We start from the raw sequence: 20,956 nt of genomic DNA on the forward strand, positions 1-20,956 counted from the left end.
CTTGGCCGGGTGGGCAGGCGGGCCGGGGGACGCCGTAAACCCATCCCTGGGGGCTTGGCCGCGGCATCCATGCCGCGGACACCCCCGCCCCGCCTACCCACCCGCCCCGTGACAGTTCCCTGCGCGCGGCCACCACCACGGGAAAGATCAGAGAATCAAAATCCGATCCTTCGGACATTTGCGATGTCTGCCATCCACGCATGGCGTGGATCTACCGGCAAGCCACGGGATCGGGTCTGGAGGAAAGCCCCCTGAGTCAGGGGGCGGCCGCGAAGCGGCAGGGGTCTGGAAGCTGGTAAGGGGGGCCCACGGTTCGCGCAGCGAACCGTGGGAGCGACAGCGCGCATGCGATGTCGCGTACCCAGGGCGCAGCCCTGCCGGAAACCCTCACCCCGCCGGGGTGCCGGCACCGTGCAGGTAATCCAGGCTCACCTGCAGCAGCGCCCTCAACCCGACGTCCAGCGCCTTCTCATCCAGCAGGAATTTCGGCGAATGGTTGGCCGGCGCCGTCGCCGGATCGATACCCACGCTGGTGGACCCGACGAAGAAGAACATCCCCGGCACTTCCTTCGCGTACAGCGAGAAATCCTCCGCGCCCATCTGCAGCGGCGGCTCGTACACATTGTCCTTGCCCACCACCGCCTGCAGGCTCGGCAGCATCTTCGCGGTCAGCGCCGGGTCGTTCACCGTGGCCGGGTTGCCCTCCGATTCGTAGATGTCGGTCACCGCCTTGGCGCCATGCGCGGCCGCCGTGTGTTCGGCCACGTTGCGCAGGTCGGCGAAGATCTGCTGGCGCATGCCTTCGTCGAAGGTGCGGATGGTGCCGACCATCTCCACTTCATCGGGAATGATGTTGTAGCGGATGCCGCCGTTGATCGCGCCGAAGGTCAGCACGGCCGGCTGCTTGGACAGGTTGGCGCGGCGGCTGACGATGGTCTGCGCGGTCCCCACCAGGTCGGCGGTGGCGACGATCGGATCAACACCGTTCCACGGCGCCGAGCCGTGCGTCTGGCGGCCGATCACCTTGATGCCGAAACGGTCCGAGGCCGCCATCAACGGGCCGCCGCGCACGGCGATCTGCCCCGCCTGCACGCTGGAGAACACGTGCAGGCCGAACACCGCCTCCGGCCTGAAATCGGCAAACAGGCCTTCCTTCAGCATGAGTGCGGCGCCACCCTCTTCCGGCGGCGGGGCCCCCTCTTCGGCCGGCTGGAAGATCAGCATCACCTGGCCCGGCAGGTCCTTCTTCATCGACACCAGCGCTTCGGCCACGCCGAGCAGGGTGGCGGTATGCGCATCATGGCCGCAGGCATGCATCACGCCCACGGTCTGCCCGCGGTACTGGTCGGTCGCCTTGGAGGCGAACGGCAGGCCGGTCTGCTCGGTCACCGGCAAGGCGTCCATGTCCGCGCGCAACGCGATCTTCGGGCCGGGCTTGCCGCCTTCGATGATCGCCACCACGCCGTGGTGGGCAATGCCGGTCTTCGGCTTCAGGCCCATCGCACGCAGGCGCTTGGCTACCTCGGCCGAGGTGCGCGCCTCGCGGTTGGACAACTCCGGATGCTGGTGGAAATCGCGGCGCCATTCGACCACCTTGGCCTGCAGCCGCTGCGCGGCAGCGGTCACTTCCGGGCGCTGCCCGTCCTGGGCGTGGGCAAGGGCCGGCAGGGCCAGCAGCAGGGCGGACAGCAGCAGCGAACGGCGCATCACAATCTCCACGGCAGGGGGTTCCAGCTGAATGTAGGGCAACACCGCCGCCACGGGAACCTCCGCGGCCGGATCCGGTCTTAGCGCCCGTCCCATCCGTCATGCAGGAAACGTGATGTGGCACAGGTATGCTTTGCGCATTGCCCGCCGGGCTCCGCCCGGTCCAGCCCTCTTGGAGTCCTCGTAATGTCACGTGTTTGGAAGATCGTGCTGCTGGTCGTGGCAGTGCTGGTGCTGGCCGTGGTCGGCCTGCGCGTCATCGGCGGCGGCAAGGACAAGGCTGGAAAACCCGCTGCGGGCGCGCGCCAGGGCGGCGAAGACCCGGATGCCGGCCCGGTGCCGGTCACCGTGGTGGATGCCACGCGCCAGGACGTGCCGGTGTACGCCAGCGCGCTGGGCACGGTGACTGCGATGAACACCGTGACCGTCAGCCCGCAGGTCGGCGGCCAGCTGATGAGCCTGAATTTCCGCGAAGGCCAGGAAGTGAAGCAGGGCGACGTGCTGGCGGTGATCGACCCGCGCACCGCCCAGGCCAGCTACGACCAGGCCGCTGCGGCCAAGCGCCAGAACGAGGCGCTGCTGGCCACCGCGCGCTCCAACTACCAGCGCTCGAACGCACCGGAATATCGCCAGTACGTCGCCAAGACCGATCTGGATACACAACGAAACCAAGTGGCACAGTACGAAAGCGCGGTGGCGGCCAACGAGGCCAGCATGCGCTCGGCGCAGGTGCAGCTGCAGTACACCAAGGTCACCGCACCGATCTCCGGCATCGCCGGCATCCGCGCGGTCGATGCCGGCAACGTGGTCAACGCCGGCACCGCACTGGTCACGCTGACCCAGATCCACCCGATCCACGTGCTGTTCAACCTGCCCGAACGCCAACTCGGCGACGTGCGCCAGGCACAGGCCGCCGGCACGGTGCCAGTGGCCGCACTGGACCGCGCCGATTCGCACGTGCTGTCCGGCGACGGCAAGCTCGATGTGGTCGACAACCTGATCAGCGCGGACAGCGGCACGTTCAAGGCGCGTGCCGTGTTCGACAATGCCGACAACGGCCTGTGGCCGGGGCAGTTCGTCAACGTGCGCATGCAGCTGCGCACGATCGCCAGCGGCGTGGTCATTCCCACCCAGGCGGTACTGCGGGGTCCGGACGGCGAGTACGTCTATGTCGTGCAGGGCGACAACACGGTGAAGATGCAGACCGTGCGCAGCGGCGTGGAAGTGGGCGACAGCCAGGTGCAGATCGCCGAAGGCCTGAAGGGCGGCGAGCGCGTGGTCAGTGAGGGCCAGTTCCGCCTGAAGCCGGGCAGCAAGGTCACCGCGCTGAAGCCGGGCGAGACCCCGGCCGCACCGACCGAGGCCGAACTGAAGGCGGCCGAACAGAAGAACGCGGGCGGCGGTGGCCGTCGCGGTGGTGGCCCGCGCTGAGCGCAGGCCACTGATCTCCCTCGCGCCGGCAGACCCGCCGGCGCCGACATTGAAGTGCCAGCAAGGATCAGTCCGTGGGCTTTTCGACGATCTTCATCCGCCGCCCGATCGCCACCTCGCTGTTGATGGCGGGCCTGTTGCTGCTGGGCATCCTGGGTTACCGCAAGCTGCCGGTGTCGGCGCTGCCGGAAATCGATGCACCCAGCCTGGTGGTCACCACCCAGTACCCCGGTGCCAATGCCACCACCATGGCTTCGCTGGTCACCACCCCGCTGGAGCGCCAGTTCGGGCAGATCTCCGGGCTGGAGCTGATGACCTCCGACTCGTCGGCCGGCTTGTCCACGATCATCCTGCAGTTCTCGATGGACCGCGACATCGACATCGCCGCGCAGGACGTGCAGGCGGCGATCCGCCAGGCCACCCTGCCCTCGTCGCTGCCCTACCAGCCGGTCTACAACCGGGTGAACCCGGCCGACGCGGCCATCGTCACCCTGAAACTGACCTCTGACACGCGCCCGCTGCGCGACGTCAACAATTACGCCGACTCCATCCTGGCCCAGCGCCTGTCGCAGGTGCAGGGTGTGGGCCTGGTGTCGATTGCCGGCAACGTGCGCCCGGCCGTGCGCATCCAGGTCAACCCGGCGCAGCTGTCGAACATGGGCCTGACCCTGGAGCAGCTGCGCAGTGCGCTGACCCAGGCCAACGTCAATGCGCCGAAGGGTTCGTTGAACGGCAAGACCCAGTCCTACAGCATCGGCACCAACGACCAGCTGGCCAGCGCCGCCGAATACCGCGACACCATCATCAGCTACAAGAACGGCCGCCCGGTACGGCTGTCGGACGTGGCCGAGGTGGTGGATGGCGTGGAGAACGACCAGCTCGCCGCCTGGGCCGATGGCAAGCCGGCGGTGCTGCTGGAAGTGCGTCGCCAGCCCGGTGCCAACATCGTGCAGACCGTCGAGCGCATCCGCGCGATCCTGCCGCAATTGCAGGGCGTGCTGCCGGCAGACGTGCACCTGGAGATATTCAACGACCGTACCGAGACCATCCGCGCCTCGGTGCATGAAGTGCAGTTCACCCTGATCCTCACCATCGGCCTGGTGGTGGCGGTGATCTTCGTGTTCCTGCGCCGGCTGTGGGCCACCATCATCCCCTCGGTGGCGGTGCCGCTGTCGCTGGCCGGCACCTTTGCGGTGATGGCGTTCGCCGGCATGTCGCTGGACAACCTCTCGCTGATGGCGCTGGTGGTGGCCACCGGCTTCGTGGTCGACGATGCGATCGTGATGATCGAGAACATCGTGCGCTACATCGAGCAGGGCAAGAGCGGCAAGGAAGCGGCCGAGATCGGTGCGCGCCAGATCGGCTTCACCGTGCTGTCGCTGACCGTCTCGCTGGTCGCCGTGTTCCTGCCGCTGCTGCTGATGCCCGGCGTCACCGGCCGCCTGTTCCATGAGTTCGCCTGGGTGCTGAGCATCGCGGTGGTGCTGTCGATGCTGATCTCGCTGACGCTCACCCCGATGATGTGCGCCTACCTGCTCAAGCCCGACGCCCTGCCCGAAGGCGAGGACGCGCATGAGCGTGCAGCGGCGGCCGGCAAGCAGAACCTGTGGACGCGCACCGTCGGCCTGTACGAGCACAGCCTGGACTGGGTGCTGGGCCACCAGCGCCTGACCCTGGCCGTGGCCGGCGGCGCGCTGGTGCTGACCGTGCTGCTGTATGTGCTGATTCCCAAGGGCCTGCTGCCCGAACAGGACACCGGCCTGATCACCGGCGTGGTGCAGGCCGACCAGAACATCGCCTTCCCGCAGATGGAACAGCGCACCCGGCAGGTCGCCGAAGCGCTGCGCCAGGATCCGGACGTGACCGGCGTGTCGGCGTTCATCGGTGCCGGCAGCATGAACCCCACGCTCAACCAGGGCCAGCTGTCGATCGTGCTGAAGGAGCGCAGCCAGCGCGACGGCCTGGAGCAGATCCTGCCCCGCCTGCAGAAGGCGGTGGCCGGGATCCCGGGCGTGGCCCTGTACCTGAAGCCGGTGCAGGACGTGACCCTGGATACCCGCGTGGCCGCCACCGAGTACCAGTACTCGCTGTCGGACGTGGATTCGGCAACGGTGGCCACCCAGGCCACGCGCCTGACCGAAGCGCTGCGCAAGCGCCCGGAACTGGCTGACGTCGACAACAACCTGTCCAACCAGGGCCGCGCCCTGGAGCTGAACATCGACCGCGACAAGGCCAGCGTGCTGGGCGTGCCGATGCAGACCATCGACGACACGCTCTACGATGCGTTCGGCCAGCGCCAGATTTCCACCATCTTCACCGAGCTCAACCAGTATCGCGTGGTGCTGGAAGTGGCGCCGGAGTTCCGCACCAGCACCGCGTTGATGGAGCAGCTGGCGGTGGCCTCCAACGGCGCCGGCGCGCTGACCGGCACCAACGCCACCAGCTTCGGCCAGGTCACTTCGTCCAACTCGTCGACCGCCACCGGCATCGGCGCGCAGAACACCGGCATCACCGTCGGCGCCGGCAACATCATCCCGTTGTCTGCGCTGGCCGAAGGCAAGGTCAGCAGTGCGCCGCTGGTGGTCAGCCACCAGCAACAGCTGCCGGCGGTGACCGTGTCGTTCAACGTGGCACCGGGCTATTCGCTGTCCGAAGCGGTGCGGGCGATCCAGGAAACCAAGGACAGCCTGGACATGCCCACCCACCTGCATGCCGAGTTCATCGGCAAGGCCGCCGAGTTCACCGGCAGCCAGACCGACGTGGTGTGGCTGCTGCTGGCCTCGCTGGTGGTGATCTACATCGTGCTGGGCGTGCTGTACGAGAGCTACATCCACCCGATCACGATCATCTCCACGCTGCCGCCGGCCGGTGTCGGCGCGCTGCTGGCGCTGATGGTGTGCGGCCTGAGCCTGTCGGTGGATGGCATCGTCGGCATCGTGCTGCTGATCGGCATCGTCAAGAAGAACGGCATCATGATGGTGGACTTCGCGATCGAGGCGCGTCGCGCCGGCGCCAACGCGCACGAAGCGATCCGCCGTGCCTGCCTGCTGCGCTTCCGCCCGATCATGATGACCACCGCCGCGGCCATGCTCGGCGCGCTGCCGCTGGCACTGGGCACCGGCATCGGCTCGGAGCTGCGCCGCCCGCTGGGCATCGCCATCGTCGGTGGCCTGCTGCTGTCGCAGCTGGTGACCCTGTACACCACCCCGGTGATCTACCTGTACATGGAGCGTTTCTCCGAGTGGCTGGCGCGCCGCCGCGAACAGCGCGCCCTGCGCGACGGGTCGCTGCAGGAGCCGCAGGCATGATCCACGCCCCGCTGCTGCGGGGGGCCGCGCGATGAACCTGTCCGGCCCCTTCATCCGCCGCCCGATCGGCACCGCGCTGCTGGCCATCGGCCTGTTCATGGTCGGCCTGATCTGCTACCTGCGCCTGGGCGTGTCGGCATTGCCGAACATCGAGATCCCGGTGATCTTCGTGCATGCCAGCCAGTCCGGCGCCGATGCGGCGACCATGGCGTCCACGGTCACCGCGCCGCTGGAACGCCACCTCGGCCAGCTGCCGGGCATCGACCGCATGCGCTCGTCGAGCTCGGAAGGCAGCTCGCTGGTGTTCATGATCTTCCAGAGCGGCCACAACATCGACTCGGCCGCGCTGGACGTGCAGACGGCGATCAACTCGGCCCAGGCCGACCTGCCCTCGGGCATGGGGTCGCCGATGTACCAGAAGGCGAACCCGAACGACGACCCGGTGATCGCCATCGCGTTGACCTCGCAGACGCAGTCGGCCGATGAGCTGTACAACGTCGCCGATTCGCTGCTGGCACAGCGCATCCGCCAGATCAGTGGCGTCGCCTCGGTCGACATCGCCGGCGCGTCGACGCCAGCGGTGCGCGTGGACGTCAACCTGCGCCTGATGAACGCGCTGGGCCTGACCGCCGATGACCTGCGCAATGCGGTGCGTGCGGCCAACGTGACCTCGCCCACCGGCTTCCTCAGCGACGGCAACACCACCACCGCGATCATCGCCAACGATTCGGTGGCGCGTGCGGCCGACTTCGCCGACCTGGTCGTCAAGACCCAGGGCGATGGCCGGGTGATCCGTCTCAAGGACGTCGCCAACGTCTACGACGGCCAGCAGGATGCCTACCAGGCCGCCTGGTTCGACCACAAGCCGGCGGTGGTGATGTACGTGTTCACCCGTGCCGGCGCCAACATCGTGGAGACCGTGGACCGGGTCAAGGCGCAGATTCCGACCCTGCGCGACTACCTGCAGCCAGGCACCACGATGACGCCGTACTTCGACCGTACGCCGACCATCCGTTCGTCGCTGCATGAAGTGCAGATCACTCTGCTGATCAGCCTGGCGATGGTGGTGCTGACGATGGCGCTGTTCCTGCGCCGGCTGGCACCGACGCTGATCGCCGCAGTGACCGTGCCGCTGTCGCTGGCCGGTGCCGCGCTGGTGATGTACGTGATGGGCTTCACCCTGAACAACCTCAGCCTGCTGGCGCTGGTGATCGCGATCGGCTTCGTGGTCGACGATGCGATCGTGGTGATCGAGAACATCATGCGCCATCTCGACGAGGGCATGCCGCGCATGCAGGCGGCGTTGACCGGTGCGCGCGAGATCGGCTTCACCATCGTCTCGATCACCGCCTCGCTGGTGGCGGTGTTCATTCCGCTGCTGTTCGCCAGCGGCATGATGGGTGCGTTCTTCCGCGAGTTCACCGTCACCCTGGTGGCAGCCATCGTGGTCTCGATGATTGTCTCGCTGACGTTGACCCCGGCGCTGTGCAGCCGCTTCCTCAGTGCACACGACCACAGCGCGCCGCCGTCGCGTTTCGGCCGCTGGCTGGACGCCGGCCACGAGCGCATGCTGCGCATCTACACCGTCTTCCTCGACTTCTCGCTGCGCCACGCGCTGCTGTTGTCGCTGACCCCGCTGATCCTGATTGGCGTCACCGTGTTCCTGTTCGGCGCAGTGAAGAAGGGCGCGTTCCCGCCGCAGGACACCGGCCTCATCTGGGGCCGCGCCAACTCCAGTGCCACGGTGTCCTTCGAGGACATGGTCGCCCGCCAGCGCCGCATCACCGACATGCTGATGGCCGACCCGGCGGTGAAAACGGTGGGCGTGCGCCTGGGCAGTGGCCGCCAGGGCTCCAGCGCGCAGTTCAACATCGAGCTGAAATCGCGCAAGGAAGGCCGCCGTGAAACCACCGCGCATGCCCTGGCACGGCTGAGTGCGAAGGCCGACCGCTACCCCGACCTGCAGCTGCGCCTGCGCGCGATCCAGGACCTGCCCAGCAACGACGGCGGCGGCGCCAGCCAGGGTGCGCAGTACCGCATTTCCCTGCAGGGCAACGACCTGGCCGCACTGCAGGAATGGCTGCCCAAACTGCAAGCGGAACTGAAGAAGAACCCGAAGTTGCGCGACGTCGGCACCGACGTGGACAACGCCGGCCTGCGCCAGAACATCCAGATCGATCGCGCCAAGGCCGCACGCCTGGGCATCACCGTGGGTGCCATCGACGGTGCGCTGTACGGCGCGTTCGGCCAGCGCCAGATCTCGACCATCTATTCGGACATCAACCAGTACAGCGTGGTGGTCAATGCGCTGCCCTCGCAGACCGCCACGCCGGCGGCGCTGGATGAGGTGTACGTGCGCGCGCGCAACGGCGACATGGTGCCGATCACCGCGGTGGCCACCCAGATGCCCGGGCTGGCACCGTCGCAGATCACCCACGAGAACCAGTACACGACGATGGACCTGAGCTACAACCTGGCTCCCAACGTGAGCATGGGTGAGGCCAAGGCGATCATCGATGCCACCGTGGCCGGCATGCGCATGCCCGGTGACATCCGCCTGGCCGACGACGCCGGCTTCGGTTTCAACTCCGATCCCAGCGACATGCTGATCCTGGTACTGGCCGCGATCCTGACCGTGTACCTGGTGCTGGGCATGCTCTACGAGAGCCTGATCCACCCGGTCACCATCCTGTCCACGTTGCCTGCGGCCGGCGTCGGCGCGCTGCTGGCGCTGTTCGGCACCAACACCGAGCTGTCGGTGATCTCGATGATCGCGCTGGTGCTGCTGATCGGCATCGTCAAGAAGAACGCGATCATGATGATCGACTTCGCCCTGGTGGCGCAGCGCGAGCATGGGCTGGCGCCGCGCGACGCTGCACGCGAAGCCAGCATCGTCCGCTTCCGCCCGATCATGATGACCACAATGGTCGCGATCCTGGCCGCCGTGCCGCTGGCGATCGGCCTGGGCGAAGGATCCGAACTGCGCCGCCCGCTGGGCATCGCGATGATCGGCGGCCTGCTGTTCTCGCAGAGCCTGACCCTGCTCAGCACGCCGGCGCTGTACGTGATCTTCTCGTGCCTGGCCGAGCGCTGGCGCGCCCGTCGCGCGCGCAGGCGCGAAGCGAAGCTGCTCAAGCGCGCGCAACGCGCATAGCTCTGGTAGCGCCGGCCGCTGGCCGGCTTTGCCGATGCGCCGTGCGGCCAAGCTGCCGGCCAGCGGCCGGCACTACCGTGGGTGCGGACCGTTGGCGCGCACGTCGCGTGCGCAGGCGCGCGCAACGCACATCGCTCTGGTAGAGCCGGCCGCTGGCCGGCTTTGCCGATGCACCGTGCAACCAAGCTGCCGGCCAGCGGCCGGCACTACCGCGGGTGCGGACTGGGTGCGGACCGTTGGCCCGCCCGTCGCGTGCGCAGGCGCGCGCAACGCGCATCGCTTTGGTAGAGCCGGCCGCTGGCCGGCTTTGCCGATGCACTGTGCGGCCAAGCTGCCGGCCAGCGGCCGGAACTACCGTGGGTGCGGACCGTTAGCCCGCACGTCGCGTGCGCAGGCGCGCGCAACGCGCATCGCTCTGGTAGAGCCGGCCGCTGGCCGGCTTTGCCGATGCACCGTGCGGCCAAGCTGCCGGCCAGCGGCCGGCACTACCGTGGGAGCGGACTGGGTGCGGACCGTTGGCGCGCCCGTCGCGTGCGCAGGCGCGCGCAACGCGCATCGCTCTGGTAGAGCCGGCCGCTGGCCGGCATTGCCGATGCATCGTGCGGCCAAGCTGCCGGCCAGCGGCCAGCACTACCGTGGGGGCGGACTGGGTGCGGACCGTTGGCGCGCGCAACACGCATCGCTCTGGTAGAGCCGGCCGCTGGCCGGCTTTGCCGATGCATCGTGCGGCCAAGCTGCCGGCCAGCGGCCGGCACTACCGTGGGTGCGGACCGTTGGCCCGCACGTCGCGTGCGCAGGCGCGCGCAACGCGCATCGCTCTGGTAGAGCCGGCCGCTGGCCGGCTTTGTCGATGCACCGAGCGGCCAAGCTGCCGGCCAGCGGCCGGCACTATCGTGGGTGCAGACCGCTGAGCCGCACTCCATATTTCACGCGCAGGCCGCAATAATGGCGGCAGATCCGTCCACTGAGCCTGCATGCCTGCCCGACAATCCCGCCTCAGCCGCCTCTGGGCCCACGAAAAGGCCAGCTACGGCCTGCGCGTGTTCATCGCGCTGGCCACCGCGGTTGCTGTGTGCTGGCAGTTCGATGCACTGACTGCCCTGCCGGGCGTGTTCCTCGGCATCATCGCCAGTGCCATCGCGGAAACCGACGACAACTGGTGGGGCCGGACCAAGGCCGTGATGCTGTCGCTGCTGTGCTTCTGCCTCGCTGCGGCCTCGGTGATCTGGCTGTTCCCGTGGCCGTGGGTCTTCATCGGCGCGCTCGCACTGTCCACCTTCGGCCTGACCCTGCTTGGCGCGCTCGGCGAGCGCTACGCGTCCATTGCCCAGGCCACGGTGACGCTGGCGATCTACACCATGATCGGCCTGGAGCAGCACGGTGCCAGCGACCTGCACAGTGCGCTGGACGCGGTCAGCCACCTGCTGGCCGGCGCGGTCTGGTACGGCCTGTTGTCGATCCTGTGGACCGCGCTGTTCGCCAACCGGCCGGTGCGTGAGCGCATTGCGCGGCTGTACCAGGAACTGGGCCGCTACCTGCAACTGAAGGCCGCGCTGTTCGAACCGGTGCGCGAAGCCGACCTGCAACGCCGCCAGCTCGACCTGGCCGAACAGAACCGCCGTGTGGTCGGTGCGTTGAACGAGGCCAAGACCGCGATCCTGGCCCGCTTCGGCCGCTCCGGCCGACCGGGGGTGAATTCCGGACTGTACCTGCGCCTGTACTACATGGCGCAGGATTTCCACGAGCGCGCCAGTTCCTCGCACTACCCCTATGGCGCGCTGGTGGACGCGTTCTTCCACAGCGACGTGCTGTACCGCTGCCAGCGCCTGCTCGACCTGCAGGGCCAGGCCTGCGCGCGCCTGGGCGAAGCGATCCGCCTGCGCCGTCCGTTCGTGTACGGCGAAAGCAACCAGCAGGCCGGGCGTGACCTGGCCGATGCGCTGGCCTACCTGCGCGACCAGCAGCGGCCGCAATGGCAGCGCCTGCTCGGTTCACTGGACCTGCTGGTGCACAACCTGCGCAGCATCGAACGGCGGCTGCTGGATGCCGAGCGTTCCGAAGCCAGCCTCGACAACGTCGACACCCGTCTGCGCGACAGCAACCCGCACACGTTGCGCGAGATGGGCGTGCGCATCCGCCAGCAGCTCACGCCCGGCTCGGTGCTGTTCCGCCATGGCCTGCGCATGGCGCTGGCGCTGATCGCCGGCTTTGCCGCGATACGCCTGTTCAATGCACAGAACGGCTCGTGGGTGCTGCTGACCATCGTGTTCGTGTGCCGGCCCAACTTCGGCGCCACCCGCCAGCGCCTGGCGCAGCGCATCGTCGGCACGCTGGCCGGCCTGGTGCTGACCTGGGCGCTGCTGCAGCTGTTCCCGCAACTGCACGTGCAGCTGCTGATCGCCCTGCTGTCGGCGCTGCTGTTCTTCTTCACCCGCACCGACCGCTACCTGGTGGCGTCGGCGGCCATCACGGTGATGGCCCTGACCTGTTTCAACCTGATCGGTGATGGCTTCGTGCTGATCGTGCCGCGCATGGTCGATACGGTGCTGGGCTGCGCGATCGCCGCAGCGGCGGCGTTCCTGATCCTGCCCGACTGGCAGGGCCGCCAGCTGCACCTGGTGCTGGCGCGCGTGCTGGACACCGCCGCCCGCTACCTGGATTCAGTGCTCGGCCAGTACCGCAGCGGCATGCGCGACGACCTTGCCTACCGCATCGCCCGGCGCGACATGCACAACGCCGATGCTGCGCTGTCCACCGCGCTGTCGAACATGCTGCGCGAGCCGGGCCATGTCCGCCGCAACCTGGACGCCGGCTTCCGTTTCCTGGCGCTGTCCAACACCCTGCTCGGTCATCTGTCGGCCCTGGGCGCGCATCGCGACCAGGTGGACAGCTATGCCGGCGATCCGCTGGCATTGGCGGCCGGTGAGCGCGTGCGCAAGGCACTGCAGCAGCTGGCCTCGGCGCTGGCCGCTCGGCAACCGGTCGCCGAGGATGACAACGACGCTGACCGCGCGGTGGCCGCAGAGCTGGAGCAGATCGAGGACGCGATGCCGCCGAAACTGCAGCTGATCCGTACGCAGATGGCACTGGTCCTGCGGATGCTGCCGAAGGTGCGGGCGGCGGCCAATGAGGCGGTAACCAGTCTGACCTGATCGCGGGCAGGAATGCTAGGCTGCGCCGGTCAAGGAGGTTCCATGTCCGGTCACAACCAGTTCGCCCTGCTGCGCCAGCGCCGCTTCCTGCCGTTTTTCGTGGTGCAGGCGCTCGGTGCGTTCAATGACAACGTGTACCGGCAGGCGATCATCAGCATGCTGCTGTTCATGGCCGTGCCGGAAGAAGAACTGGGGTTGTACGCCACCCTGGCGCCGGCCATCTTCATCCTGCCGTATTTCCTGTTCTCGGCACTGGCCGGGCAGATCGCCGACAAGCTGGAGAAATCGCGCCTGATCGTGATCACCACCACCATGGAGATCGTGATCATGTCGCTGGCGGCCACCGGCTTCCTCACCCAGAGCCTGCCGGTGCTGCTGGTCGCGCTGTTCTGCACCGGCATGCAGTCGACCCTGTTCGGCCCGGTGAAGTACTCGGTCCTGCCCTCGGTGCTCAGGCCCGAAGAGCTGACCGGCGGCAACGGCCTGGTCGAGATGGGCACCTCGATGTCGATCCTCTCCGGCATGATCGTCGGTGGCCTGGTGTTCACCGTGGCCGGCAGCCACGGCACGGTGGTGGCCGCGTGCGCGATCATCGCACTGGCGATCTGCGGCAACATCGCCGCGCGCCTGATCCCGAAGGTCGATGCCGGCGACCCCACCCTGAAGATCAACTGGAACCCACTGCCGGAATCGCTGGCGGTGCTGCGCATGGCGCGCCAGCAGAAGGCCGTGCGCAACTCGATCCTGGGCGTGTCCTGGTTCTGGTTCGTCGGCACCGTACTGACCTCCCAGCTGCCGGCCTACGCGGTCACCAACCTGGGCGGCGAGCCGACCCTGTACATCTTCGCGCTGGCCCTGTTCTCGGTCGGCACCGGCGTCGGCTCGCTGCTGTGCGAAAAGCTGTCGGCCCGTACCGTGGAAATCGGCCTGGTGCCGCTGGGCGCGTTTGGCATGACCGCGTTCCTGCTCGACCTGTACTTCGCCCGCAGCGGCGAAGCGACCGTGCACGGGCTGACCATCGGGCCGTTCCTGCAGCAGCCCGGCAGCCTGCGCATCGTCATCGACCTGATCGGCATCGGCCTGTTCACCGGCATCTTCGTGGTACCCCTGTTCGCGCTGATCCAGAGCCGCACCCCGAAGGCGCAGATGTCGCGCGTGTTCGCGGCGTTGAACATCCAGAACTCGGGCTTCATCGTCGCTGCGGCGCTGCTGTCGCTGGCCGCGCACACGCTGCTGCACTGGACCATTCCGCAGCAGTTCCTGGCACTGGCCATCGCCAACGCGCTGGTGGCGATCTACATCTTCACCATCGTCCCCGAATTCCTGATGCGCTTCCTCAGCTGGCTGATGGTGCGCACCCTGTACCGGCTGCGCCCGCACGGCATCGAGGCCAACGTGCCGGACGAAGGTGCCGCACTGCTGGTCTGCAACCACGTCAGCTACATGGACGCGCTGATCCTGTCGGCGACGATTCCGCGCCCGGTGCGCTTCGTCATGTACTACAAGATCTTCAACATCCCGGTGATGCGCTGGATATTCCGGACTGCCAAGGCGATCCCGATTGCCGGCGCGCGCGAGGACCCGGCGCTGATGCAGCGCGCGTTCGACGAGATCGACGCTGCGCTGGCCGAGGGTGAGCTGGTATGCATCTTCCCGGAAGGTGCGCTGACCCGCGACGGAGAGATGGCGCCGTTCAAGTCCGGCGTCGAGAAGATCCTCGAGCGACGGCCGGTGCCGGTGGTGCCGATGGCCCTGCGTGGCATGTGGTCGAGCATGTGGAGCCGGCGCGACAGCCGGCTGGGCCGCATGCGGGTGCCGCGTCGTTTCCGCGCCACGGTCGAGGTGGTGGCGGCACCGGCCGTGGATGGCCGCGCCACCAGCGCCCCGGTGCTGGAGGCTCAGGTGCGGGCCCTGCGTGGTGATCACGCCTGATCGGCCGCGCGGCCGCCGGTAACCCTTCCAGGCAACAGCCCCATTCCCCCTGCCACGACGGCCTCTGTTTCATTGCAGGGGCCGTCAGACGCGCCCGGTCAAGGGCCATACACGGCAGTATCTGACTGTAACCGCATACATGCAGCGCAGGTTGAGGTAGATTACGCACCCACAGGGGGGAGGTTCGGCCAATGCACCAGGGCCGGCCACCAAGGAATGGAGTCTCGCTTTGAATCAACCGCCACCGCTCAGCCGTCCGGTCTACATCCCCAACCATCTGGTCTGGGCAATCCTGACGACGCTGTTCTGCTGCCTGCCGTTGGGCGTGGTGTCGATCGTCTACGCCTCCCAGGTCGATGGCCGCCGCGCGGCGGGCGACCTGCCGGGGGCCTACAGCGCGTCGCGCAAGGCGGGCTGGTGGGCGGTGGCTTCGGCCGTGGCCCTGCCGGTCCTGTTGTTGTTGTGGTTCGGGCTGTTCGGCGGCTTGGCCGTACTGGGCGCTCTTTCCGACCAATGATTCACCACCACCACCCATCAAGGAGCTTGAACCCATGAACACCGCCACTCCGCAGGTCCCGAACAACCTGGTCTGGGCCATCCTGAGCACCCTGTTCTGCTGCCTGCCGGCCGGCATCGTCTCGATCGTCTACGCCGCGCAGGTCAACGGCAAGCTGGCCGCTGGCGATATCGCCGGTGCCCAGGAATCGTCGGCCAAGGCCAAGAAGTGGGCCATCTGGTCGGCCATCGCCGCCGTCGTGGTCGGCGTGCTGTACGGCATCCTGATCGTCGCTCTCGGCGGCATGGGTGCGATGAGCAACAGCGGCTACTGATCCGCGTGGACGGATCCGGCGCCTGCGCCGGATCCGTTGCTGCATGTCCGCACTGCCCTCCCGATCCCGACTGGCCCGCTGGGCACCGCTGCTGGCCGCCACCGGACTGGCCGCCGGTGCCGCGCTGGTGCTGCGCAACGTCAATCCCTATGTCGCCGGCAATCCGTTGCCGAGCTGCCCGCTGTACGCGCTGACCGGCCTGTACTGCCCGGGCTGTGGCAGCACCCGCTGCCTGTATTCACTGGTCCACTTCGACCTGCCCGGCGCGATGGCGATGAACCCGCTGCTGGTCATCAGCCTGCCGTTCCTGTTGCTGATGCTGCTGAACACCGCCGGCATCCGCCCGCGCGTGCTCGACCCGTTGATGCGGGTACTGGCCAATCCCACGTTCTGGCTCTGGCTGCTGCCCGGGTATGCGCTGCTGCGCAACCTGCCGTGGGCACCGTTCACCGCACTGGCACCGGTCTAGGTTTTCCAGCCAACGGCGCAGCCCCTCGTGGTGGGCGGCGTTTGTCGATCATGGGATTGGCCGGGCGGGTGGACTGCGCAGGGGTCGCTGCAAGTACGTCCATGTAAGCTCGGTCGCCGCATCCATGCGGCTCACGCCCCTGCGCAGCCCACCCGCCCGGCCACGGACAGTTTCCGTGCACGTCCACCACGGAAAAGAAAGAGAAGATCAAAAGCGGAAGCGGATCGCTTCGCTACGCTCGCTCGGAGCCAAGCATGGCTCGACTCTGGAGAACGTCCGTGCGCGGAAAACTGTCGAAGGCGGGGTGGGTCGGATGGGGGGGGTGTGAGCCGCATGGATGCGGCGACCAAGCCTCCATGGACGGATTCACGGCGTCCCCCGCCATCCGACCCACCCCGCCAACCCGCAGCAATCCAGCTGTTGCCGTTGCTGTTGCTCTGTTGCCTCTGCAGGTGCAGGGCTGCAAGCCCTGCCAAAACACCTACGTCGCCCAGCCTGCAATCACCAGCAGGGCGAGAATCGCCAGCCACAGCAGCAGCATCCGCCACACCAGGCTCATCGCATCACGCAGGTCCGGCAGCCGCTGCCACACCGGCAACAGCCCGGCCTCGGTGTAATCGTGCGCATCCTCGCGCAGCTCAGCGTTGACGCTGGCCCGCGCCACCGCGCCCAGGAAACCGATGGTGCCCGCCAGGCGCTCGCCATGGGCTTGTCGCCAGGCCTTCCACGCCGTATCGAAGTTGCCCACCAGCGCCATCGAAAACGCCATCAGCTGCGCTACCGGCCACTCGATCCAGCCCAGCAGGCGCTGCGCCAGTGCCAGCGGCTCCACAGGCACGCGTGCACGCATCGGGCTTTCCGCCATCAGCGCCAGCAAGCGGTAGCCCAACGCACCGGCCGGGCCCAGCAACAGGAACCAGAACAGCACCGCGAACCAGCGCCGCAGCGCATTGAGCACGGTCGCCTCGACCAGCGATGGCACGTCCTCGCGCAGGCTGCCGCCGGCGGATTGCAGGTTGCGCACGGCCGCCTGCCGCGTCGCCGCGTCATCGGCATCGATGATGGCTTCGATATCGCGATCCAGGTCGCGCGGCCCCCAGCACCAGGCCAGCACCGCCACGCCCAGCAGCAGCGACGGCAGGCCGAACAGCACCCCGCGCAGCAGCCACGCCAGCAGCGCCATCAGCAACAGCGGCGGCAGCAGCGCCAGCGCCGCACCGGCCGGTCCCTGCCATGCCTTGCCGCCGTGCGCGTCCAGCCAGCCCAGCCAGCGCCGGAAGCCGTCGAAACGGCGCAGCGAAGCGGCAGCGGCGGGGGCAACATGGCCCAGGGCCAGCGCCACCAGCACGGCGGCCAGAGTGGTGAACATGGCAGGTCTCCCTACGAAACAGAACGCTCGGCGCCGCTACCTTACCTGTCGCAGCGGCCCCCTCAGCGGTGAACCGGACTGTAACCCGGGCCGTGTTCAGGTGGCGGCAATACAGCGGCCACCACGGCCCGGCGGCAGCGTCGGCTCAGCCCTGCTGCTCGCGGTACCAGTGCTCGATGAGCCCACGCGAAATCGAGATCGGCGGCGACAGGCGGATCCCCTCGCCGTCATCCTCCACATCACGGGCCAGCGCAGCGCCAACTTCGTCGGCACTGAACCAGCGCGCATCCTCCAGCTCGCCATCCACGGTCGGCAGGTCGTCCAGTGCCTGCGCACGGAAGCCGACCATCAGCGCGCCGGGGAACGGCCATGGTTGCGATCCGAGATACTGGCAGGCGGTTACCCGCACCTTGCTCTCCTCATGGACTTCGCGCATCACGGTCTGCTCGAAGGTCTCGCCGGGTTCGACGAAGCCGGCCAGGACCGAGTAACGACGCGGGGCCCAGTTCGACTGCCGGCCCAGCAACAACCGCCCCTGGTTTTCCACCGCGACAATCACGGCCGGATCCACGCGGGGGTAATGTTCGGTGGAACACTGCGCGCAACGGCCGACGAAGCCGCCCCGGGCGAATGCCACGGCACCGCCGCACACACCGCAGAAGCGGGTGCGCGAGTGCCAGTAGGACATGCCGCGGGCATAGCTGAAGGCGGTCGCGTCAGCCGTCGACCACAGCAAGGCCGCCTGGCGCAGATCAAGGCGTCTGGGTGCGCTCGCCGTGACATTGGCGGCTTCGACCGAGAACCACGCCTGTTCCCCACGCAGGCCAAGGAAGATCGCAGCACCGGGGCCACCACCGATGTCGGCGCCGGTCAGCGCCAACGGCTGGTCATCATCGCCGGTGAAGGCGCTGCCGTCCTGATCGAGGACGAGGATGCGCGCGCCCGGCCACAGGCGCGCCAATGCATCGGCATCCTCGCGCAGGGCATCGGCGCGCTCCAGGGGTTCGCCAACGAAGGCAAAACCGGAAAGCGGCGAAGGAGTATTGGGCATCCGCCAAGCGTGCCGCCAATCGAGGCGGGTGGCAAGGTCGGCACTGTGCGCAGTTTGCCCGTGTGGTCCACAGGCGCGGTCGCGGGCACCGCGCATCCACGCGTGGCGTGGATCTGCTACATGCTGAAGCTGCTGCCGCAGCCGCAGGTGGTCTTCGCGTTCGGGTTGCGGATCACGAACTGCGCACCGGTCAGGCTCTCGGTGTAATCCACCTCGGCCCCCATCAGGTACTGCAGGCTCAGCGGGTCGACCAGCAGGGTCACCCCGCTGGTCTGCACCGCCAGGTCGTCCTCGGCACGGTTCTCATCGAACTCGAACCCGTACTGGAAGCCCGAACAGCCACCGCCCTCGATGTACACGCGCAGCGCCAGGTCGGGGTTGCCCTCTTCCTGGATCAGGGATTTGACCTTGGCGGCCGCCGACTCGGTGAAGTTCAGCGGACGCTCCAGTGACTGGTAATCGGGCGCGGCAACCGGGGTGGCGCCGGGCAGGGAGACTAGCGTACTCATGCTGCCAGCATGGGGGTGCCGGCGACGGCTTTCAAGCCATCGCCTCGGCCAGCTTGCGGCGCGCGGCGGTGTCGCCCTTGTCGCCCTTGGCCTCGTCGCCGTCCGGTGCCGGCAGCGCCGCGACCGGTGCGCTGGCATGGATCAGGCGGCCGTTCAGCTGAGCCCCCGCATTCATCTCCACCACCTGGTAATGGACATTGCCATTGACCCGGGCGCTCGGGGTCAGTTCGACCTTCTCGGTGGCATGCACGTCGCCGTCCAGGCGGCCGCTGATGACCACCACCTGCGCGCGGATCTCGCCCTCGATCACGCCATGCTCGGCAACCGTCAGGGTTGCACCACTGGCGCCTTCGCTGGCAATCACCTTGCCGTGGATGCGGCCTTCCACATACAGCCCCCCACTGAATTCCACGTCACCGCGGATCACCACCTGGTTGCCGATCAGGGCATCCACCACCAGCTGGCCGTCACGGTTGGATTTGCTGCTTCCGAACATCTGCCTACTCCCCTTTGCTGGCCGGCGCACCGGCCTGTTTCCAGTCGAATACCTGGGTGGTACCCCCCGTACCACTCCCCAATGTCACCCGCACGCGTTGCGGGGTGAAGTCAGCCGGCAGCATCACGCTGCCGGTGAGCTGCTGGAAGTACCGGAACGAGTAATCCTGTCCCGGCACCTTGCTGCGCTGGTGCAGATCATCCCAGCTGATCGTGGCCAGCTTGCCGTTCTTCACGCCTTCCACGGTGAAGCGCATCTGCCCCTGGCTGATGGCACCGCGGTTGAGGTTCTGGGTCAGCACGGCGGTGTACTGCCAGGTGCCGGCCGCCTCCGGGCTGAACTCGATCGAATGGGTGTTCAGGCCCTTGCGCTGGCTGGTCGAGCCGACCAGTCGCTCGTAGAAGGCGACATCGGCGCGCAGCCCGGCGATTTCCTCATCGCGTTCGGCCAGCGAGGACTGCACCTCGGTGTTGGCGGCGCGGCTGATGCGATCGGAGGCTTCCAGCGTGGCCTGCTTCTGGCGCAGCTCGGTCAACTGCGCCTGCAGCGTCTCGGCACGCTTCTCGGCGGCCTGCAGGCGCTGGCCCTGGGCATCGCGCGGGGTGGCCATCCAGCAGCCGCCAAGCACCGCCAGCACCAGGCTGAGCAGCCAGATGCCGCCGATCACCAGCAGGCGGCGACGGTCGGCAGGCGGTTGCGGCGCGCCGGGCAGGCGGACCTGCACGCGCATGGGAGGACGGTTGGTCATGGGTGGTTTCCGGGGTATCGCGAGGGCGACACCGGTACGGCCCCTGTGGCAAACGACGGGTTAGTGTATGACAGGACGAGGGGGTTTCCTGCGCCCTGGCCGGGCACGGTCTGTGGCGTTCAGGCACGCCATCGTCGATAGTGTGGCCCCCTGCACAGTTCCGTCGCCGGAGCACCGCCATGACCGAAGCCCACCTGTTCGTGATCGGCATCCTGCTGGCCTGGCTGGCCGGAATCCGCGTCTACCTCACCGTGTTCGGCGTCGGCCTGGCCGGCCTGCTCGGCTGGGTCGAGCTGCCGCCCGCCCTGCAGGCCACCGAATCCTGGTGGGTGCTGGGCACGTCGGCAGCACTGGCCATCGCCGAGTTCTTCGCCGACAAGATTCCCGGCGTGGACTCGGTCTGGGACCTGGTGCAGACGCTTGCACGCGTGCCGGCCGGCGCGTTCCTCGCAGCGGCCACCCTGTCGCCGGACGGTCAGCTCGGCGCCGGCGCACTCGCCGCCGGTGCCGGCGTCGCCCTGGCCAGCCACGGCCTGAAGGCCGGCACCCGCGCCCTGCTCAACACCTCACCGGAACCGGCCAGCAACTGGGTGGCCTCCGCTGCCGAAGACACCGTGGTGGTCGGCGGGCTGGCACTGGCGTTGGCGCATCCGTGGATCGCCCTGGTGGTGGTGCTGGCCTGCAGCCTGGCCGGCGCACTGCTGGTGTGGCTGGTCTGGCGCGCACTGTGGAAGGGCGTGCGCTGGCTGGCGCGCGGTGCATCGGCAGCACCGCCGGGGCACACCGGTACCGGTTGAGCA

General features: G+C 68.1%; 15 protein-coding genes. 9 read left to right on the top strand and 6 right to left on the bottom strand.

Annotation, left to right across the window (positions count from 1 at the left end; genetic code table 11):
* Window positions 1-387: 387 nt before the first annotated feature.
* A complete protein-coding gene (locus AC5P9C_RS09145; RefSeq protein WP_053462592.1) occupies window positions 388-1,707 on the bottom strand; it encodes a M20 family metallopeptidase in 1,320 nt (439 codons plus the stop codon).
* 186 nt (window positions 1,708-1,893) lie between these two features.
* Between AC5P9C_RS09145 and AC5P9C_RS09150 the strand changes: the two genes are divergently transcribed.
* From AC5P9C_RS09150 to AC5P9C_RS09185, 8 genes are all read left to right on the top strand, one after another.
* Window positions 1,894-3,138 carry an efflux RND transporter periplasmic adaptor subunit gene (locus tag AC5P9C_RS09150; protein WP_049466411.1) on the top strand — a complete coding sequence of 415 codons (1,245 nt, stop codon included), beginning with the start codon at window positions 1,894-1,896 and terminating at the stop codon, window positions 3,136-3,138.
* Between the two features lie 74 nt (window positions 3,139-3,212).
* On the top strand, window positions 3,213-6,446 hold the full coding sequence (locus AC5P9C_RS09155; protein ID WP_049466413.1) for an efflux RND transporter permease subunit: 3,234 nt from the start codon (window positions 3,213-3,215) through the stop codon (window positions 6,444-6,446).
* A gap of 31 nt (window positions 6,447-6,477) precedes the next feature.
* A complete protein-coding gene (locus AC5P9C_RS09160) occupies window positions 6,478-9,600 on the top strand; it encodes an efflux RND transporter permease subunit (protein WP_074726629.1) in 3,123 nt (1,040 codons plus the stop codon).
* A gap of 974 nt (window positions 9,601-10,574) precedes the next feature.
* Window positions 10,575-12,752: a YccS family putative transporter gene (gene yccS / locus AC5P9C_RS09165; RefSeq protein ID WP_329850748.1), complete on the top strand. Its 2,178-nt coding sequence runs from the start codon at window positions 10,575-10,577 to the stop codon at window positions 12,750-12,752.
* A 42-nt stretch (window positions 12,753-12,794) separates the two neighbouring features.
* Window positions 12,795-14,684, top strand: a complete 1,890-nt coding sequence (locus AC5P9C_RS09170; RefSeq protein WP_150827897.1) for an MFS transporter — start codon at window positions 12,795-12,797, stop codon at window positions 14,682-14,684.
* Between the two features lie 229 nt (window positions 14,685-14,913).
* Window positions 14,914-15,201, top strand: coding sequence for a CD225/dispanin family protein (locus AC5P9C_RS09175; RefSeq protein WP_005419784.1), 288 nt, complete (start codon window positions 14,914-14,916; stop codon window positions 15,199-15,201).
* Window positions 15,202-15,235: 34 nt separating this feature from the next.
* Window positions 15,236-15,514 carry a CD225/dispanin family protein gene (locus AC5P9C_RS09180; RefSeq protein WP_005419785.1) on the top strand — a complete coding sequence of 93 codons (279 nt, stop codon included), beginning with the start codon at window positions 15,236-15,238 and terminating at the stop codon, window positions 15,512-15,514.
* Between the two features lie 43 nt (window positions 15,515-15,557).
* Window positions 15,558-15,983: a DUF2752 domain-containing protein gene (locus AC5P9C_RS09185; protein WP_049468614.1), complete on the top strand. Its 426-nt coding sequence runs from the start codon at window positions 15,558-15,560 to the stop codon at window positions 15,981-15,983.
* A gap of 481 nt (window positions 15,984-16,464) precedes the next feature.
* On the opposite strand, the gene ampE is transcribed toward AC5P9C_RS09185, so the two are convergent.
* From ampE to AC5P9C_RS09210, 5 genes are all read right to left on the bottom strand, one after another.
* Window positions 16,465-17,352 (bottom strand): regulatory signaling modulator protein AmpE, encoded by an 888-nt coding sequence (gene ampE, locus AC5P9C_RS09190; RefSeq protein ID WP_329850745.1) that lies wholly within the window; start codon window positions 17,350-17,352, stop codon window positions 16,465-16,467.
* 145 nt (window positions 17,353-17,497) lie between these two features.
* Window positions 17,498-18,403, bottom strand: a complete 906-nt coding sequence (gene nudC, locus AC5P9C_RS09195; RefSeq protein ID WP_057494318.1) for an NAD(+) diphosphatase — start codon at window positions 18,401-18,403, stop codon at window positions 17,498-17,500.
* Between the two features lie 116 nt (window positions 18,404-18,519).
* Window positions 18,520-18,912 carry an iron-sulfur cluster insertion protein ErpA gene (gene erpA, locus AC5P9C_RS09200; protein WP_005419789.1) on the bottom strand — a complete coding sequence of 131 codons (393 nt, stop codon included), beginning with the start codon at window positions 18,910-18,912 and terminating at the stop codon, window positions 18,520-18,522.
* Between the two features lie 31 nt (window positions 18,913-18,943).
* Entirely contained in the window at window positions 18,944-19,408 is a 465-nt protein-coding gene (locus AC5P9C_RS09205; protein ID WP_049467999.1) for a bactofilin family protein, read from the bottom strand.
* Window positions 19,409-19,412: 4 nt separating this feature from the next.
* Window positions 19,413-20,156 (bottom strand): DUF6776 family protein, encoded by a 744-nt coding sequence (locus AC5P9C_RS09210; protein ID WP_005411304.1) that lies wholly within the window; start codon window positions 20,154-20,156, stop codon window positions 19,413-19,415.
* 179 nt (window positions 20,157-20,335) lie between these two features.
* Here AC5P9C_RS09210 and AC5P9C_RS09215 point away from each other — a divergent pair, with 179 nt between their 5' ends.
* Window positions 20,336-20,953 carry a DUF4126 domain-containing protein gene (locus tag AC5P9C_RS09215; RefSeq protein WP_057494320.1) on the top strand — a complete coding sequence of 206 codons (618 nt, stop codon included), beginning with the start codon at window positions 20,336-20,338 and terminating at the stop codon, window positions 20,951-20,953.
* Window positions 20,954-20,956: the final 3 nt, after the last annotated feature.

Source organism: Stenotrophomonas sp. YJH_SMC_10 (assembly GCF_059371555.1).

Bases quoted from the DNA above. Each gene is read 5' to 3' on its own strand.
- AC5P9C_RS09145 (WP_053462592.1), bottom strand. From the start codon at position 1,707: ATGCGCCGTTCGCTGCTGCTGTCCGCCCTGCTGCTGGCCCTGCCGGCC.
- AC5P9C_RS09150 (WP_049466411.1), top strand. From the start codon at position 1,894: ATGTCACGTGTTTGGAAGATCGTGCTGCTGGTCGTGGCAGTGCTGGTG.
- AC5P9C_RS09160 (WP_074726629.1), top strand. From the start codon at position 6,478: ATGAACCTGTCCGGCCCCTTCATCCGCCGCCCGATCGGCACCGCGCTG.
- yccS (WP_329850748.1), top strand. From the start codon at position 10,575: ATGCCTGCCCGACAATCCCGCCTCAGCCGCCTCTGGGCCCACGAAAAG.
- AC5P9C_RS09170 (WP_150827897.1), top strand. From the start codon at position 12,795: ATGTCCGGTCACAACCAGTTCGCCCTGCTGCGCCAGCGCCGCTTCCTG.
- AC5P9C_RS09180 (WP_005419785.1), top strand. From the start codon at position 15,236: ATGAACACCGCCACTCCGCAGGTCCCGAACAACCTGGTCTGGGCCATC.
- AC5P9C_RS09185 (WP_049468614.1), top strand. From the start codon at position 15,558: ATGTCCGCACTGCCCTCCCGATCCCGACTGGCCCGCTGGGCACCGCTG.
- ampE (WP_329850745.1), bottom strand. From the start codon at position 17,352: ATGTTCACCACTCTGGCCGCCGTGCTGGTGGCGCTGGCCCTGGGCCAT.
- nudC (WP_057494318.1), bottom strand. From the start codon at position 18,403: ATGCCCAATACTCCTTCGCCGCTTTCCGGTTTTGCCTTCGTTGGCGAA.
- erpA (WP_005419789.1), bottom strand. From the start codon at position 18,912: ATGAGTACGCTAGTCTCCCTGCCCGGCGCCACCCCGGTTGCCGCGCCC.
- AC5P9C_RS09205 (WP_049467999.1), bottom strand. From the start codon at position 19,408: ATGTTCGGAAGCAGCAAATCCAACCGTGACGGCCAGCTGGTGGTGGAT.
- AC5P9C_RS09210 (WP_005411304.1), bottom strand. From the start codon at position 20,156: ATGACCAACCGTCCTCCCATGCGCGTGCAGGTCCGCCTGCCCGGCGCG.
- AC5P9C_RS09215 (WP_057494320.1), top strand. From the start codon at position 20,336: ATGACCGAAGCCCACCTGTTCGTGATCGGCATCCTGCTGGCCTGGCTG.